15 protein-coding genes are annotated in these 14,980 nt (G+C 74.0%); 7 read left to right on the plus strand and 8 right to left on the minus strand.

Annotation, left to right across the window (positions count from 1 at the left end; all coding sequences use genetic code 11):
• A partial coding sequence (locus ADK60_RS40745; RefSeq protein WP_053652084.1) for an LCP family protein occupies nt 1–1,239 on the minus strand: 1,239 nt, incomplete at its 3' end.
• 219 nt (nt 1,240–1,458) lie between these two features.
• Here ADK60_RS40745 and ADK60_RS40750 point away from each other — a divergent pair.
• Nucleotides 1,459–2,499, plus strand: a complete 1,041-nt coding sequence (locus ADK60_RS40750; RefSeq protein WP_053652085.1) for a glycosyltransferase family 2 protein — start codon at nt 1,459–1,461, stop codon at nt 2,497–2,499.
• Between the two features lie 109 nt (nt 2,500–2,608).
• Complete coding sequence (locus ADK60_RS40755) at nt 2,609–3,301, plus strand: acyltransferase (protein ID WP_053652087.1); 693 nt, start codon at nt 2,609–2,611, stop codon at nt 3,299–3,301.
• Nucleotides 3,302–3,307: 6 nt separating this feature from the next.
• Here the strand turns inward: ADK60_RS40755 and ADK60_RS47975 are convergent, their stop codons facing one another.
• The 3 genes from ADK60_RS47975 to ADK60_RS40770 form a co-directional block, all read right to left on the minus strand.
• Complete coding sequence (locus tag ADK60_RS47975) at nt 3,308–4,975, minus strand: LCP family protein (RefSeq protein WP_286185332.1); 1,668 nt, start codon at nt 4,973–4,975, stop codon at nt 3,308–3,310.
• Nucleotides 4,976–5,191: 216 nt separating this feature from the next.
• Nucleotides 5,192–6,586 (minus strand): LCP family protein, encoded by a 1,395-nt coding sequence (locus tag ADK60_RS40765; RefSeq protein WP_079009123.1) that lies wholly within the window; start codon nt 6,584–6,586, stop codon nt 5,192–5,194.
• A 36-nt stretch (nt 6,587–6,622) separates the two neighbouring features.
• Nucleotides 6,623–7,414 carry a TIGR03089 family protein gene (locus tag ADK60_RS40770; RefSeq protein ID WP_045941575.1) on the minus strand — a complete coding sequence of 264 codons (792 nt, stop codon included), beginning with the start codon at nt 7,412–7,414 and terminating at the stop codon, nt 6,623–6,625.
• A 104-nt stretch (nt 7,415–7,518) separates the two neighbouring features.
• Here ADK60_RS40770 and ADK60_RS40775 point away from each other — a divergent pair, with 104 nt between their 5' ends.
• The gene (locus ADK60_RS40775) at nt 7,519–8,730 is read left to right on the plus strand and encodes a peptidoglycan recognition protein family protein (protein ID WP_053652089.1); all 1,212 of its coding nucleotides are present in this window, start codon (nt 7,519–7,521) and stop codon (nt 8,728–8,730) included.
• A gap of 34 nt (nt 8,731–8,764) precedes the next feature.
• Here ADK60_RS40775 and ADK60_RS40780 read toward each other — a convergent pair whose 3' ends face one another.
• The gene (locus tag ADK60_RS40780; protein ID WP_053652091.1) at nt 8,765–9,256 is read right to left on the minus strand and encodes an SgcJ/EcaC family oxidoreductase; all 492 of its coding nucleotides are present in this window, start codon (nt 9,254–9,256) and stop codon (nt 8,765–8,767) included.
• Between the two features lie 6 nt (nt 9,257–9,262).
• On the opposite strand from ADK60_RS40780, the gene ADK60_RS40785 reads away from it, so the two are divergent.
• From ADK60_RS40785 to ADK60_RS40795, 3 genes are all read left to right on the plus strand, one after another.
• Entirely contained in the window at nt 9,263–10,282 is a 1,020-nt protein-coding gene (locus tag ADK60_RS40785) for a DNA-3-methyladenine glycosylase family protein (RefSeq protein WP_079009124.1), read from the plus strand.
• Between the two features lie 187 nt (nt 10,283–10,469).
• A complete protein-coding gene (locus ADK60_RS40790; protein ID WP_045941563.1) occupies nt 10,470–10,742 on the plus strand; it encodes a type II toxin-antitoxin system Phd/YefM family antitoxin in 273 nt (90 codons plus the stop codon).
• A complete protein-coding gene (locus tag ADK60_RS40795) occupies nt 10,739–11,008 on the plus strand; it encodes a type II toxin-antitoxin system RelE family toxin (RefSeq protein ID WP_045941562.1) in 270 nt (89 codons plus the stop codon). Before ADK60_RS40790 ends, ADK60_RS40795 begins: the two co-directional genes overlap by 4 nt.
• Before the next feature lie 3 nt (nt 11,009–11,011).
• Here ADK60_RS40795 and ADK60_RS40800 read toward each other — a convergent pair whose 3' ends face one another.
• The 3 genes from ADK60_RS40800 to ADK60_RS40810 all read right to left on the minus strand — a co-directional run bounded on the left by ADK60_RS40800 (nt 11,012) and on the right by ADK60_RS40810 (nt 13,995).
• Nucleotides 11,012–12,304 (minus strand): coenzyme F420-0:L-glutamate ligase, encoded by a 1,293-nt coding sequence (locus ADK60_RS40800; RefSeq protein WP_053652094.1) that lies wholly within the window; start codon nt 12,302–12,304, stop codon nt 11,012–11,014.
• Nucleotides 12,301–13,260: a 2-phospho-L-lactate transferase gene (cofD, locus tag ADK60_RS40805; protein ID WP_053652096.1), complete on the minus strand. Its 960-nt coding sequence runs from the start codon at nt 13,258–13,260 to the stop codon at nt 12,301–12,303. The genes ADK60_RS40800 and cofD overlap by 4 nt, the downstream gene beginning before the upstream one ends.
• Before the next feature lie 63 nt (nt 13,261–13,323).
• Nucleotides 13,324–13,995 carry a cysteine dioxygenase gene (locus ADK60_RS40810; RefSeq protein WP_079009125.1) on the minus strand — a complete coding sequence of 224 codons (672 nt, stop codon included), beginning with the start codon at nt 13,993–13,995 and terminating at the stop codon, nt 13,324–13,326.
• 628 nt (nt 13,996–14,623) lie between these two features.
• Here ADK60_RS40810 and ADK60_RS40815 point away from each other — a divergent pair.
• Nucleotides 14,624–14,893, plus strand: a complete 270-nt coding sequence (locus tag ADK60_RS40815) for a WhiB family transcriptional regulator (protein ID WP_030310813.1) — start codon at nt 14,624–14,626, stop codon at nt 14,891–14,893.
• Nucleotides 14,894–14,980 lie beyond the last annotated feature (87 nt).

Below are 14,980 nucleotides of genomic sequence, written 5' to 3' on the forward strand. Positions count from 1 at the left end.
CCCCGCTGCCGCCCCGCCACCTGCCCCCGCTGCCGTAGCCGTAGCCGGGGCCGCCGAAGGCTCCGCCCCTCCCGCTCCGCCACCGGTCCCGCCCGCCCCGCCGTTCTCCGCCGTCAGCGGCCGCCCTTCCCGCACCGCGTCGAACAGCGCCCGGGCCCGTTCCTTGTCCCAGAGCACCGTCGAGCCCCAGCCGGCGACCGGGTGGTCCACCGAGGCCAGCGGCACGGTCACGAAGTCGGCCCGCCCGGCCGTCAGCTCCTTCATCCGGGTCGCCAGCGTGATCAGGTCGTCCGCCGAGAGCCCCTTGTCGGCCTTGACCGAGGCGAGCAGACTGTCGGTCGCCCGGGCCAGCCGGACCGGGTTGAGCAGGACTCCGCCGCTGGTCACCTGGTGCAGCAGCTGCGCGACCAGCTTCTGCTGCCGGTGCATCCGCCCCAGGTCGGAGCTGCCGTCCACATGCCGGGCCCGGACGTACTTGAGCGCGCCGGCGCCGTCCAGGGTGCTGGTTCCGGCCGGCAGGTCGAGGCCCGAGTACTCGTCCTTCAGCGGTTTGGCGGTGCAGACCCGGACCCCGCCGACGGCGTCCACGGCGGAGACGAACCCGGCGAAGTCGACCTGGAGGTAGTGGTCGATGCGCAGCCCGGTGTTCTGCTCGACGGTGGCGACGGTCAGCTGCGGGCCGCCCATCCCGAACGCGGCGTTGATCTTTCCCTTGCCCGCCGGGACCGTCCGCCGGGTGGCCGGGTCCCGGTGGGCGGGAATGTCGACGTAGGAGTCCCGGGGAATGCTGATCACGCCGGCCCGGGAGCCGTCCCCGGAAAGCTGGACGATCATCATCGTGTCGGTGCAGTGGCAGGATTCCCCCCCGGCGTGCAGCACGGTCTTGAGCGTTTTCTCCGGGATCCCGTCGCGCTCGTCGGTGCCGACCACCAGGAAGGTGGTGGAGCCGTCGTCGGCCGGCCGCGCCCGGTCGTTGCTGAAGGCGTCCACCCGGTCGATCGACCCGATCCCGTGCAGTACTGCCCAGCCTCCGCAGGAGGTGACGAGGACGCTGAACGCGATGCCGGCGGCCAGTCGGCGGGGCCAGAAGCGGCGCCGCTCCGAGGGGCCGCCGGGCCGGTCGAGCGGCTCACCGCTCCGGTCGAGCGGGTCGGTGGACTGTTCGAGCGGGTCGCCGGACCGTTCGAAGGGGTCGCCGGCCGGGTCTTCGGGCTGGGCGGAGCGGGGGGAGACGGGCATCTCTCGGATGGTAGGGGCGCCCTCGGCCGGGCCGGGTGAGGGCGCGCCGTGACCGGGGAGTACGGTGGGCCCCGGCCGGCGAAACGTTCCTCCGTGCGCCCCACGGGCGACCCCGGACAGCTCCTACGACGGTCCTTCGCACACTCCCTGCCCGCCCGGGCGGAGACGCCCAGACCGGGACAAGACGACACCCCGCCCGCACCGGTACGGTTGGCCCCGATGAACACCAAGGCTGCTGAGGAGCTGCCGGCGGTCTCCGTGATCATGCCGGTGCTCAACGAGGAACGACACCTGCGCACGGCCGTCCGGCACATCCTGGAACAGGACTACGCCGGGTCGATGGAGGTGGTGATCGCCCTCGGTCCGTCCACCGACCGCACCGCGCAGATCGCCGCCGAACTCGTCGCCGAGGACCCCAGAGTCCGGACGGTGGAGAACCCCACAGGGCGTACTCCCGCGGGGCTGAACGCCGCCATCCGCGGTTCCCGCCATCCGATAGTGGTGCGCGTCGACGGCCACGGCCTGCTGACCCCCGGCTACATCACCACGGCGGTCCGGCTGCTCGGCGAGATGGAGGCCGCCAACGTCGGCGGCATCATGCACGCCGAGGGCGAGACCGAGTGGGAGCACGCGGTCGCCGCGGCGATGACCTCCAAGATCGGTGTCGGCAACGCCGCCTTCCACACCGGCGGCCTGGCCGGCCCGGCGGACACCGTCTACCTCGGTGTGTTCCGGCGCGAGGTGCTGGAGCGCCTCGGCGGTTACAACGAGGAGTTCGTCCGCGCCCAGGACTGGGAGCTCAACTACCGGATCCGCCAGGACGGCGGCCTGGTGTGGTTCACCCCCCAGCTGCGCGTCACCTACCGGCCCCGGCCCACCATCAAGGCCCTGGCCAAGCAGTACAAGGACTACGGCCGCTGGCGCCGGGTGGTCACCCGCTACCACCGCGGCTCGGTCAACCTGCGTTACCTCGCGCCCCCCACCGCCTTCGCCGGGGTGACGCTCGGACTGCTGCTCGGCCTGGCCGTCCACCCGGCCTTCCTGGCCCTGCCCGGCATCTATGTGCTCGGCATCGCCGCCGGCGCGGTGAAGGAGGGGCGCGGCCTGTCGCCCAAGGCGAAGGCGCTGCTCGCGGTGGCCTTCGCGACCATGCACCTCAGCTGGGGCTTCGGCTTCCTCACCTCGCCCCGCTCGCTGGCCCGCAGGGTGATCGGCAGCCGCGCCCCGTCCAGCACGGACGTGGTGGCCGAACGCGGCTGAACGCGGCCGGACACGGCCGAGGACACGGCCGAACGCGCCCGAGGCACCATCCGGCCAATCCCGCGGACCCGCCCTCCCGTCCCCGCGCCCGACGCTATCGTCGGGCGCCATGGGGACAGTCGAGGGCGGGTCCGCCGCCGTTTCCGAGGGCTCCGGGGCCCGGGTCGAACCCACCGCCGATGTCGACGGGCGCGCCGTGCTCGGCGCCGGGACGACGGTCTGGCACCTCGCCCAGGTCCGCGAGGACGCGGTGATCGGCGCGGACTGCATCATCGGCCGCGGCGCGTACGTGGGCCCGGGGGTGCGGATCGGCGACCGGGTCAAGCTGCAGAACCACGCCCTGGTCTACGAGCCGGCGGTACTCGAGGACGGCGTCTTCGTCGGACCGGCGGCGGTGCTCACCAACGACCTCTACCCGCGCTCGGTCGACGTCGACGGCCGGCTCAAGCGCGGCGAGGACTGGCACGCCCGAGGGGTGACACTCCGCCGGGGCTGCTCGATCGGCGGCCGCGCCGTCCTGGTCGCCGGGGTGACGGTGGGCCGCTGGGCGCTGGTCGCGGCCGGCGCGGTGGTGCACCGGGATGTCCCGGACTTCGCCCTGGTGGCCGGGGTCCCGGCCCGTCGGATCAAGTGGGTCGGCCGGGCCGGCGAACCGCTGCGACCGGCCGGAACGGACCGCTGGGTCTGCCCGCGCACCGGCGAGGAGTACCGGGAGCACGACGGCCTGCTCGCCCCGGTCGAGCCCGAGCCGTCGGTCGAACCCGAGCCGTCGGTCGAGCCACTGAACGGCGTTCCCCAGTAGGAGGGACTACTTCGCGCAGGCGTCGATGTCGTCGCCCTGGACCCGCTGGAGGTCCTTCGGAGCCTCGCTCGGCACCGGGGCCGGCGTCGCGGCGGCCTCGGCGGCGGCCGCCGCCGGAGCGTCCTTGCCGAGCACCAGCACCAGCCCCTCCCGGGCGCCCAGCTTCGGGTCGGCCTTGACGGCGCCGGCGGGCAGGCCCAGCGCGGCGGCCAGCGCCGCCGCCTCGGCGGCCTTCCCGGCCGGGTGGGCGATCGAGGTGGTCGTCGCGACGGGCGCGTTGGCGGCGGTGGCGGCCTTGGCGTAGCCCTTCGCCACCAGCCGGTCGACGGTCTGCTGCGCCTGCCCGGGCGTCCCGGTGCCGTTGCGCACCGTCACCCGCAGGTCCTTGGCGTCGATCGCGGCGGCTGTTGACGCCGCACCCCCAGGAGCTGCCGGAGCAGCCGGAGCTGCCGGAGCAGCCGGAGCAGGCGTGGCCGCAGGCGCCGTCGCCGCCGGGGCCTCAGGCACCGCCGCCCCCGCCGCCGGCTCGGTCAGCGAGCGGTCGCCGCCGACCATCGAGAACAGCTGGGCGGCGTCCGGCTGCTTGAGCACCAGCCGGTTCTCGTCCGCCGGGTCGTCCAGCACCGGCACGGTGGCGAAGGTGATCTTCCCGCTGTCGACCTTGCTCAGGTCCAGCGCGAGGTCCTTCAGCTTGTCCACGCTGCCGATCCCGGAGTCCACGGTGAGCGCCTTGGTGGCGGAGTCCGCGAGCTTCCACAGCTTGGCCGGGTTGGTGAGGGTGTCGCTGCTCTTGATCGAGCGGATCATCGAGCCGATGAACTGCTGCTGCAGCGGTATTCGGGTGAGGTCGCCGCCCAGCCCGACGGCGTGCCGGGTACGGACGAAGGCGAGCGCCTCGTCGCCCTGGACGACGTGTCGGCCCTTGCTCATCCGCAGGTGCGAGTCCGGGTCGTTGATGTCCTTGGCCGCGCACACCTCGACGCCGCCGACGGCGGTGGAGAGTGTCTTGACGGCGTCGAAGTTGACCATCACGAAGTGGTCGACCCGGATCCCGGTGACCTTCTCGACGGTCTTCCAGGTGCAGCCCGGATCGCGGCCCTCCTGGCCGAGGCTGTTGTTGAACATCGTGCGCGCCGTCCCGGGGATGGTCTTCCCGTCCGGTGCCTGGCACTCCGGGACGGGCACCATGAGGTCGCGCGGGATGCTGAGCGCCGTGGCGTTGCTGCGGTCCTTGGCGATGTGGAACAGCAGCGTGGTGTCCGCGTGCCCGGTGCTGCCCTCGTCGCCGTACTCGCGGCCCAGGCCCTCCCGGCTGTCGGTGCCGATCACCAGGATGTTCAGGGCGTCGCCGGCCGGCTTGGGCCGCTCCGCCTCGTTGCCCAGCTGCACCTTGACGGCGGTGATGTTGTTGTTGAAGTGCTGGTACGCGTAGTACGCGCCGCCGCAGCCGGCCACCAGGGCGAACGCGGCGAGGCCGCCGGTCCACTTCAGCACCCGTCGGCGCCGGGTGCGCCGGGCGGTCAGGGCCCGGCGCCGGGCGGCCCGGCCACCGGGGTGCGGGGGCTCGGACGGGGCCTCGGCCGGGGTGTGCCGGCGCTGGACGGGGATGCCCCGGGCGGGTTCGGCGGGGTGCCGGTCGGCGCCTGCTCCTCCGGCATGGATGTCCTGCTGCACGGGTGCTCCCCTCCCTCCGGCCGCTCCTCGGCCCGGCGCGCGAATTGCGCGACCGACTCGGACACCCTAGACGAGCCGGATGAGGGAATTGTTCCGGGTGTGATCTCCGCCATGGTTTCCGGAGCGAATTCCGCGGCCGAATACAGGGCCGGGAATTTCCGGGGAGAACCCTTCCAAGATCGTGATCCGTGTACGGAACAGTGATCGTGTCCAGGCTCAATGCACCGCGCAGGCGTCCACGTCGGCGGTCCGTCCCTCGAAGGCCGTCGGGCCGCTCGCGCCCGGTGACGGAGACGGGCCCGCGGACGCCGATGCCGACCCGGAGGCCGACGCGGACGCGGACGCGGAGGCCGAGGGCGCGGCCGTCGGCCTCGTCCCCGCCGGGGCGGCGGACGGACTCGACCCCGGCGGCCGCACCTCCACCGGCCGGTCGTCCCGCAGCGCCGCGAACAGCTGGGTGGTCTGCGGCTGCACGAACTCGTCCCGGTCCGAGTCGAACCGGTACGGCCGCCGCGGCGCCGTCAGGAAGGTCACGTCCGAGGACGGGATCCCGCGCAGGTCCTGGGTCAGGTCGTACAGCTCGCCCAGCGAGGACAGCCCGCCGTCCGCCTGCACCGAGGAGGTGGCGGCGTCCAGCACCGGCCACAGCTTGGTCGGGTTGAGCAGGACGTCCTGCGACTGCACCTTGCGGATCAGTGCCGCCAGGAACTGCTGCTGACGCCCCATCCGCTGGGTGTCGCTGCCGTCCCCGAGGGTCTCCCTGGCCCGGACGTAGCCGAGCGCCTGCTCGCCGTGCAGGGTCTGCCGCCCGGCCGCGAGGTCCAGTTTGGCGTCCTTGTCGTGGATCGGCTGCGGGACGCACACCTCGACCCCGTCGACGGCGTCCACCATCCGCTTGAAGCCCGCGAAGTCGACGATCACGTAGTGGTCGATCCGGATGCCGCTGAGCTGTTCCACGGTCCGGATCGAGCAGGCCGGGCCGCCGGTCTCGAAGGCGGCGTTGAACTGCATCAGCGTCGGCCGGCTGCGGCTGCCGTCCGGCTTCTCGCAGGCCGGGACGCTCACCATGACGTCGCGCGGGATGGAGACGGCGGTCGCGTGCCGCCGGTCGGCCGCCAGGTGGAGCAGGATCGTGGTGTCCGAGCGCTGGCCGCCGGCCGCGCCGTAGGTGGCGTTGGCGCCGGTCCGGTCGTCGCTGCCGATCAGCAGCAGGTTCTCGGCGCCCCGGGCCCCGGCGGTCCGGCTGGGGCGCTCGGCCTCCAACCGGGCCAGCAGCTGGTCGGTGGTGGAGTCGGTGCGGATGTTGCCGTCGAGCTTGCGGTAGGCGACCCAGAGCAGCGTGCCGCAGCCGACCAGCAGAAAGGCGAGGACGCCGGCGGTGACGATCAGCCACCGCCGGCGCCGGCGTCTGCCTCCGCCGGGCGCACCGGGCGCACCGGGGGACTCCGGGCCCCCGGAGCCTCCCGCCCCGGCGGCGCCGTCCGGCCCGTCCGACGGCTGTCCCGTCGGCGGTTCTCCGTTCGGCGTCCGCCCGGTCGGCGGGACTTCGGTCTGCGGGGGTTCGGTCGGGAGGGGTTCGGTCGGGGGGTGCTCGGTGTCGTCCTCGGCCATGGCAGGGATCCCTACCCGCCCGGCCGGGGCCGGGGGTTACCCGAGGCGCAGTGTCACCCGTTCGGATTCGACCCGCTTCTCCCACTGCTCGGCGTCCAGGCCGTCCGCGTTGCGGCAGAGCACCACCGACGCGCCGGCCGCCAGTGGCGCCAGCAGCCCGGCCTCCAGCCCGGACCAGTCGTCGAAGGAGAGGGTGGAGAGCACCCGGTCGCCCGGTCCGAGGCCGAGCCGGACGGCGCCCTCGCGGGCCAGCTGGACGGTCTGGTCCCCGGTCAGCTTCAGCGGCAGGCCGTCGACCACGGTCTCCAGCGCGGGGGCGTCCGGGGTGACGGGGGAGTAGGGGGCGAACCGGTCGCCCTGCCCGGGCACCTCGGCCGCGTAGTCCAGGAAGCCGTCCGGGCGCTGGGGGAACCGCCCGCCGAGCGGCCGCAGGGCGAGCGCCACCCGCTCGCCCTCGCAGGCCTGGGCGGCCTCCAGGCCGTCCGGGCCGCTGACCACCAGGTCGGCGGCGGCCGGGTCGCCGGCCGGGACCGCCGTCACCCCGACCGACCAGCAGGCGAGCAGCCAGACGGCGCTCTGCCAGTGGGCCGGGAGGAGCAGCGCGGCGCGGTCGTCCGGGCCGGCGTTGAGTTCGTCCTGGAGCAGGTTGGCGGTCTTGGCCACCCAGTTGTCGAAGGTCCTCGCGGACAGCTCCACGCGTTCGCCGGTGGCGTCGTCGTAGAAGGTGACCAGTGGGGCCGCGGGGTCGACCGAGGGAGTGCCACCTCGCAGGTAAGCGTGCAGCAGCTCGACGGGGGTACGGGCATCGGCAGCGAAAGGCGAAGTCATGGTGCGCCCCAGCCTACGGCCTTCGGGTGGACGTCCGGGAGGGGTGGCGGAAGGGTCGCGGGGTGGCGTGGCGGCCAGGTCGGAATCCCGTGAACATCCGGGTTATGAGCATCTCTCCCCGTGCCCTCCGCGGCCGCCCGCCCGTCGTCCTGCTCGCCGTCCTCGCGGCCGTCCTGACGCTCCCGTCGATCCCCGCCGAGGCCCGGGCCGGGGGTGGGGCGCCGGTGGAGCGGCCGGGGGCGCGGGGTCCGGCGGACGGCGGCTCGGTCACCTCGCTCCCGCTGACCGGGGGGCGGCTCCTGGCCGGGCGCACCGCCCGCCGGTTCGACCTGCTCGGCGTCGGTTGGGACGGCCCGGCGCGGGCGCTTGCCGGGGGCACCGTCAAGGTCCGCGTCCGGGACGCGGCCACCGGAGTCTGGAGCGGCTGGCACGAGCTGGAGACCGACGGCGAGGACGGTCCGGACGCCGGGGCCGACGCCGCCGTCACCGCTGCTGCCACCGCCGCCGCCGGCCGTGCGCCGCGCGGCGCCACCGCCCCGCTGTGGACCGGCCCGAGCGACGGTGTCGCCGTCGAGGTGACGCCCGGTCCGGCCGGACCGCCGCCCGGACTGCGGGTGGAGCTGGTCGACCCGGGGGAGGGTGTCCGGTCCGCCGGCGCGCGGAGCACGGCCGCCGAACCGGTGGACGGCGGCCGGCGGACCGGCCACCACCAGGCCCCGCGCCCCGAGATCGTCACCCGGGCCGGCTGGGGCGCGGACGAGTCGATCCGCGAGCCCGACTTCGAGTACACCGGACCGGTCCGGGTGGTCTTCGTCCACCACACCGCGACCACCACCGAGTACGCGTGCTCCGACGCGCCCCGGCTGATCAGGGCGATCTACCAGTACCACGTGCAGAGCAACGGCTGGCGGGACATCGGCTACAACTTCCTGGTCGACCGCTGCGGCACCGTCTACGAGGGCCGGGCCGGCGGCACCGACCTGCCGGTGCACGGCGCGCACACGCTGGGCTTCAACACCGACTCGGCGGGCGTCGCGGCGATCGGCACCTTTGTCACGGACCTCCCCCCGGCGCCTCTGCTGACCGGGGTCGCCCGGATCGCGGCCTGGAAGCTCGGCCTCACCGAGCAGGACGCGGGCGGGAGCACCCGGCTGGTCTCCGGCTCCGACGGCAGCCTCTACCCGGCGGGCACCGGCGCGGTCTTCCAGGCCGTCTCCGGGCACCGCGACGCCTTCAACACCGAGTGCCCGGGCGACGCCCTGTACCCGAAGCTCCCCGAGCTGCGCACCGAGGCGGCGCGGCTCCAGGGCCGCTGACGCCCGGGCCGCCGACGCCAGGGCCGGGCCCGCCCTACTCCGGGCCCGGCCCGCGCCCGATCAGCGCCCGCAGCTCGGCCGTCAGCGCCCGCGCGAGGTCCGGCCGCTCGTCGTACCGGGCCGGGGTGGTCTGCAGCAGCGCGATCCGCCAGCCGGCGCCCGCGTCGACCGCGATCACCGTGTGCAGCGCGTTCAGCGCGGGATCGAGGTCCTCCGCGTCGTCCGGCACCAGGCCGGCGACCGCGTCCAGCTGTGCCACCCGGGACCCCAGCGCCCGCACCCGCCGGACCTTGGCGACGTACTCGGGCGTCGGGCTGCCGGTGAAGATCCGTCCGAGTTCGGCGGCCATCACCGACCGGCCGCCGTGCCGGGTCCCGTCGAAGCCGATCAGCTCGCCGTCCACCGCGAACGGCCCGGCGAAGGCCGCGCCGTCCCGCAGGTTCCACCCCTCCAGCACCCGGTGGTAGAGGGACCGCACGGCACTCTCGTCACCGGCGGACAGCTCCGGCACCCGCGTATCGTTCATATCCCCATGGTCGGCGGACGGCGCAGGAGGTGCACGGCGGTGAGCGGGACGTCGACGGGCGGGCGCGCGCCCCGGACCGCACCCGCGGACGTGCCCGGTCCCGGGAGCCCCGACGCCGGAGCCGTCCGCCACTGGCGGCCCGGCTTCCCGCTGGACGTGGCCCGCACCCTGCTGCCGCTGCGCCGGGGCCCGGCCGACCCGTCCTACCGGAGGACCGCCGACGGCGCCCTCTGGCGGGCCTCCCGCACCCCCGGCGGCATCGGCACCCTGCGGGTGCTGCCCCGGCCGTCCGAGGGCGTGGTCGAGGCGACCGCCTGGGGGCCCGGCGCGCAGTGGCTGCTGGACGGGCTGCCCGGCCTGCTCGGCGCCCAGGACGACCCGGCGGGCCTGGTCCTGCCGGCCGGCCCGCTGCGCGAGGCGCAGCGCGGCGCGGCGGGGGTGCGGCTGACCAGGACCGGCCTGGTCCTGGAGTCCCTGGTGCCGGCGATCCTGGAACAGAAGGTCACCACCGGCGAGGCGTACCGGGCCTGGCACACCCTGCTGCGCGCCTTCGGCACCCCGGCACCCGGCCCGTCCGAGGGCCTGTGGGTGGCGCCCTCGGCCCGGGAGTGGTCGCTGGTGCCGAGCTGGGAGTGGCACCGCGCGGGCGTCGACCCGAAGCGCTCCGCGACGGTGCAGCGGGCCGTCCGGCTGGCCCCCCGGCTGGAGGAGGCCTCCGCGATGGGCCACGAGGAGTCCTTCGCCCGCCTCACCGCCGTCCCGGGCGTCGGCATCTGGACGGCCGCCGAGACCCTGCAGCGTTGCAACGGGGACGCGGACGCCGTCTCGGTCGGCGACTTCCACCTGCCCAACACGGTCGGCTGGGCGCTGGCCGGCCGCGTCCGCAGCGACGACGCCGACATGCTGGCCCTCCTGGAGCCCTACCGCCCGCACCGCCACCGCCTGTGCCGGATCCTCCTGTCCACCGGCACCCACGCCCCCCGCTTCGGCCCCCGCCTCACCCCCAACGACCACCGCCGCCGCTGAAACCGCACGTTCGGGTGAGCTGTGCGTTCATCGACGTACGACGCCGCCGTACCGGGGCAGGCCGGCCGCACGGAAGTGACCGTGCAGGAGCTGAACCAGCAGACGGCCGAGGTGATCGCAGCCGTCGAGCGCGGCGAGACTGTCACCGTGACTCATCTGTGTACACAGCCAGGTGTACGCTCGATGCATGGCCGAATCGCTGAGCATCCGTGAAGCCCGAGCCCATCTTGCCGAAGTCGTGACCAAGGCGGAGTCGGGCGAGATCACTGTGATCACTCGCAAGGGTGAGCGTGTCGGCGCGGTGGTGCCGATCGAGATCCTGGACGCGATCGAGGAAGCGGCGGACGAGCTGGCCGCGCGGGAGGCCGAGCTCCACCGCAACGACCCGACGGTCAGCATGGCGGAGCTCCTGGCCGATCTGTTCGATGCGCCCCCGGACTCGGCCGGGAGCGCCGCGTGAAGTACGCCTTCCGGTTCACCACGCACGCCCAGCGCCAGCTCAGGTCGATCGGCCAGGTCGAGGCCATGCGGATCCTCAGCGCGCTGACGGCCCTCGGTGACGATCCGTTCGCCGAGGGCCTCGGCGTGAAGAAGCTGACCGGGCACGACGGTCTCTACCGGCTGCGGGTGGGGGCCTACCGCGTGGTGTACGAGGTGCGGGGCGGCGAGATGGTCGTCCTGGTGGTCAACGTCGGCAACCGGCGGGACGTCTACCGCCGGCTGTGACCCCTACCGCACCTCGATGAAGGCGTCCGCCGTGCGGTCCGGGCGGGTGCGGGGCGGTTCGGCGGGGCGGCCGACGGCGACGGCGCCCATCGGGTCCCAGTGCTCGGGGAGGTCGAGGACCTCGCGCACCGTGTCGCGGCAGAACATCGTGGAGGAGACCCAGGCCGAGCCGTATCCCTCGCCGGCCAGGGTGACCAGCAGGTTCTGCACGGCGGCGCCGACGGCGACGGTGAACATCTCGCGCTCGGCCGCGGCCCGGCGCGCGTCCGGGTAGTCGTGCGAGCCGTCCATCACCAGGCACGGGACGACCAGGTAGGGGGCCGCGCGCAGGACGTCGCCGCGGGCGGTGCGGCGGGCGATCTTCTCCTCGTCCCAGCCGTCGAGCTCGGCGAGGTCGCGGCGCCAGGCCGCGAGCATCGCGTCCAGCAGCCGGGTCCGCACCTCGGGGGTCTCCAGCAGGACGAACCGCCACGGCGTGGTGTGGTGCGGCGCGGGCGCGGTGGCCGCGGCGGCGACCGCGCGCCGGACGGCGCCCGGGTCGACCGGTTCGGCGGTGAACGCGCGGATGGTGCGCCGCTGGGTGACGGCCTGCCGGATCGCCTCGGAGGTGCCGAGCCGGAACATGTCGTCGGCGGCGGGCCTGAGCAGCGGCCGGACGCCCTCGCCGTCCTCGGCGGTGACCAGGTGGCCGAGGCCGCGGACCACGGCGACCGGGGTGCCGGTGGCCTTGCCCTTCACCAGGTCGGCGGCGCCGGCGAGCTCGTCGGCGGTGGCGGTGACGGTCTGGAACAGCTCGTTGCCGTGCGAGTCGGAGCGCCCCCGGTGGTCGTCCAGGACGGCCAGGCCGGCGGCGCCGATGGCGACATCGGTGAGGCCGTTGCGCCACGGCCGGCCGAAGGTGTCGGTGACGACGACGGCGAGCCGGCGTCCGGTGAGCTGCCGGAGCCGGGCGCGCAGGGCGCGGGCGGAGGCGTCCGGGTCCTCGGGCAGCAGCAGGACGGTGCCGGGCGCGGTGTTCGAGGCGTCCACCCCGGCGGCGGCCATGACCAGGCCGTTGCGGTTCTCGACGATCCGGATCGGGCCGCGCCGGGCGACCAGCCGGACGGTCTCGGCGTCGATCGCGGCCTCCCGGTCGGCGGCGTGCAGCAGCCGGCCCTCGGCCTTGCTGACCACCTTGGAGGTGACCAGCAGGATGTCGCCGTCCTCGTACTCGGCGGCCTTGGCGATCAGCTCGGCGAGGTCGCTGTCGGCGTCGATCTCGGGCAGCCCGGAGACCGGGAGGATCCGCAGGCTCACCCGCGCACCTGCTCGGCCAGCGCCAGCGCGGCCCGGGCCATCTCGGCGGTGGCGGCGACGTCGGTCATCAGCAGCGGCACCGCCCGGCAGGCGATCCCGCCCGCCTCGACGGCGGCCACGGCGGCCTCGTCGACGGTGTCCACCAGCCAGCCGTCGATCAAGTCGGAGCCGTAGTTCAGTGCGACCGCCTCGGCGGTGGCCTCCACGCCGACGGCGGCGAGCACCTTGTCGGCCATGCCCCGCACGGGCGCACCGCCGATGATCGGCGAGAGCCCGACGACCGGGGCGGAGGCGGCGGCGACGGCCTCCCGGATGCCCGGCACGGCGAGGACGGTGCCGATCGAGACGACCGGGTTGGACGGCGGGAAGAGGATGACGTCGGCCTCGGCGAGGGCCTCCAGCACGCCGGGCGCCGGCTTGGCGGTGTCCGCGCCGACCGGCACGATCGCCTCGGCGTCGACGGCGGCGTGCAGCTTGACCCAGTACTCCTGGAAGTGGATGGCCCGGGTGCCCTGCTCGTCGGTGATCCGGACATGGGTCTCGACCCGGTCGTCGCTCATCGGCAGCAGCCGCACCCCGGGCTGCCAGCGCACACAGAGCGCCTCGGTGACCTGGCTGAGGGTGTAGCCGGCGTTGAGCATCTGGCTGCGCACGAGGTGGGTGGCGAAGTCGCGGTCGCCGAGCCCGAACCACTCGGGGCCGACGCCGTACTCCTTCATCTCGGCCTTGATGGACCAGGTCTCCTCGGTCCGGCCCCAGCCCTGCTCCTCGTGGATGCCGCCGCCGAGGGTGTACATGACGGTGTCGAGGTCGGGGCAGACCTTCAGCCCGAAGAGGTGGATGTCGTCACCGGTGTTGCCGATGACGGTGATCTCGTCCTCGGGTCCGATGGCCTCCCGGAGTCCGCGCAGGAAACGCGCTCCGCCGATCCCGCCTGCCAGTGCCACGATGCGCATGCGCCCATCCTGCCACGCGCCGACGGGTCGTCAGCCCGACCCTCGACAACCGCGCCCGGAGCCTCAGTGGGCCTCGGCGGACGTCTGCGGGTGCTGCTCGGGGACGACGGCGGCGCCGTACTGGTTCATCTCGGTCAGGCCGGGGGTGTAGAGGTGGATCGAGACGGCGGGCTCCAGCGAGGCGTTGACCATCTCGTGCAGGTACCCGGGGGAGAAGACCCGCTGCCCGCCGGGGCGCAGGTCGCGGGAGCCCGACCCGCTGGGGGTACCCCCGGCCGAAGGCTGGGGGAGTGTGAGGGAGCGCTCGACGAGCTCGCCGCGGACCACGGTCATCACGCCGGAGGAGGTGCCGTGGTCGTGGAAGCCGCTGCTCTGGCCGGGCAGCCAGCTGAGCAGCCAGACCTCGTAGCCGGGGCCGGTCTCCAGCCGGGCGTACCAGCGGGTGAGCGCGTCGTAGCGGACGAGCGGCTCCCAGCGGTCCCGGTCGGCGGCGATCTCACGCACCAGCCGGGCGTACTCGGCGACGGTGGTGGGGTGGGTGGGCAGGTCGGTGCGGGCGAGGTGCGGGAAGGCCAGTGGGTCGCCGGCGATGGAGACGTCACTGAGGCCGTCGGCCCACGGGTGGTCGCCGGGCCGGGCGACGGGGGCGGGTGCCACGGGCCGGGTGGCGGCGGCGCGGAGGCCGTGGAGAGCGAGCTTGCTGCGGTCGCGGTTCCGCTTGCGGATGCGGATCATTCGCACGGGAGTCGTCCTCGGAGGGCTGGTTCGTCAGGGGAGTCAGCCGGGTCCGGGATGTCCTGGGGCGGGAATCGCGGGCGGCCTCTGTGCTTCCTGGGCGGCGCGCGGCGGGACGGCGGGCGCCTAGATACAGCGGCAGGAACAGAGGCGACAACAGGAGTTCACGGCAGGGCGGAGCGTGGAACCGCTCCGGGGGCCGAGGAACTCTGACATAGGGAAAAGGACAACGCATCCGCAGGGGCGGTGTCAACTCGGGGAGAGCGGACATTCGGGTGAGATCGGCCATGAACTACCCGATGGAGTGATAAATCACCCTCTATGTTTCGATGGGAAGATCGCCGGGAAGGCAGGGCGATGACCGGCCTGTGGCGGTGACCGCATGTCACCCGGCCCCCGGTCGCGAATGGTTCGTCGACGTTCGCGCGCAATCGGGCTAGAAGTCCGATCTGTCCGGTTATGTACACTATTCGTAACGGCTTGGTGCCAGGGAGTGAATCCCGGCCCCAATACCAGAGCTCGGCTTGACTGGGCCAGAGTGACGCAACTGTAATTTCACTCGTGTCGTCCGCCGCACGAGGCAACGGCAACCACGGGGACGCCAATAGGGGCAGAGGAGGCGCGCCACATGAGCGAGCTCTTTGAGCTGTTGATCGGTGACGGCATCGAGGAGGAGGAAGAACTCGGCTGGCAGGAGCGCGCACTCTGCGCCCAGACCGACCCCGAGTCCTTCTTCCCGGAGAAGGGCGGCTCCACTCGCGAGGCCAAGAAGGTCTGCCTCGCGTGCGAGGTCCGCTCCGAGTGCCTGGAGTACGCCCTGGCCAACGACGAGCGCTTCGGCATCTGGGGCGGCCTCTCCGAGCGCGAGCGCCGTCGGCTCAAGAAGAGCGCCGTCTGACCGGGGTGGCCGCATCCCCCGGGACCTCCGGATCCCCAGGCTTCCCCGGATCCGCCGGCCGCGGCACCCCGACCGGCCGGCCCGCGC

Source organism: Streptomyces sp. XY431 (genome assembly GCF_001279805.1).
GTDB classification, from domain to species: domain Bacteria; phylum Actinomycetota; class Actinomycetes; order Streptomycetales; family Streptomycetaceae; genus Kitasatospora; species Kitasatospora purpeofusca.

What these genes read in the sequence shown, in the direction of transcription:
- ADK60_RS40750 (WP_053652085.1), top strand. Translation starts at nt 1,459, where the DNA reads ATGAACACCAAGGCTGCTGAGGAGCTGCCGGCGGTCTCCGTGATCATG.
- ADK60_RS40755 (WP_053652087.1), top strand. Translation starts at nt 2,609, where the DNA reads ATGGGGACAGTCGAGGGCGGGTCCGCCGCCGTTTCCGAGGGCTCCGGG.
- ADK60_RS40765 (WP_079009123.1), bottom strand. Translation starts at nt 6,586, where the DNA reads ATGGCCGAGGACGACACCGAGCACCCCCCGACCGAACCCCTCCCGACC.
- ADK60_RS40770 (WP_045941575.1), bottom strand. Translation starts at nt 7,414, where the DNA reads ATGACTTCGCCTTTCGCTGCCGATGCCCGTACCCCCGTCGAGCTGCTG.
- ADK60_RS40775 (WP_053652089.1), top strand. Translation starts at nt 7,519, where the DNA reads ATGAGCATCTCTCCCCGTGCCCTCCGCGGCCGCCCGCCCGTCGTCCTG.
- ADK60_RS40780 (WP_053652091.1), bottom strand. Translation starts at nt 9,256, where the DNA reads ATGAACGATACGCGGGTGCCGGAGCTGTCCGCCGGTGACGAGAGTGCC.
- ADK60_RS40785 (WP_079009124.1), top strand. Translation starts at nt 9,263, where the DNA reads ATGGTCGGCGGACGGCGCAGGAGGTGCACGGCGGTGAGCGGGACGTCG.
- ADK60_RS40790 (WP_045941563.1), top strand. Translation starts at nt 10,470, where the DNA reads ATGGCCGAATCGCTGAGCATCCGTGAAGCCCGAGCCCATCTTGCCGAA.
- cofD (WP_053652096.1), bottom strand. Translation starts at nt 13,260, where the DNA reads ATGCGCATCGTGGCACTGGCAGGCGGGATCGGCGGAGCGCGTTTCCTG.
- ADK60_RS40810 (WP_079009125.1), bottom strand. Translation starts at nt 13,995, where the DNA reads ATGATCCGCATCCGCAAGCGGAACCGCGACCGCAGCAAGCTCGCTCTC.
- ADK60_RS40815 (WP_030310813.1), top strand. Translation starts at nt 14,624, where the DNA reads ATGAGCGAGCTCTTTGAGCTGTTGATCGGTGACGGCATCGAGGAGGAG.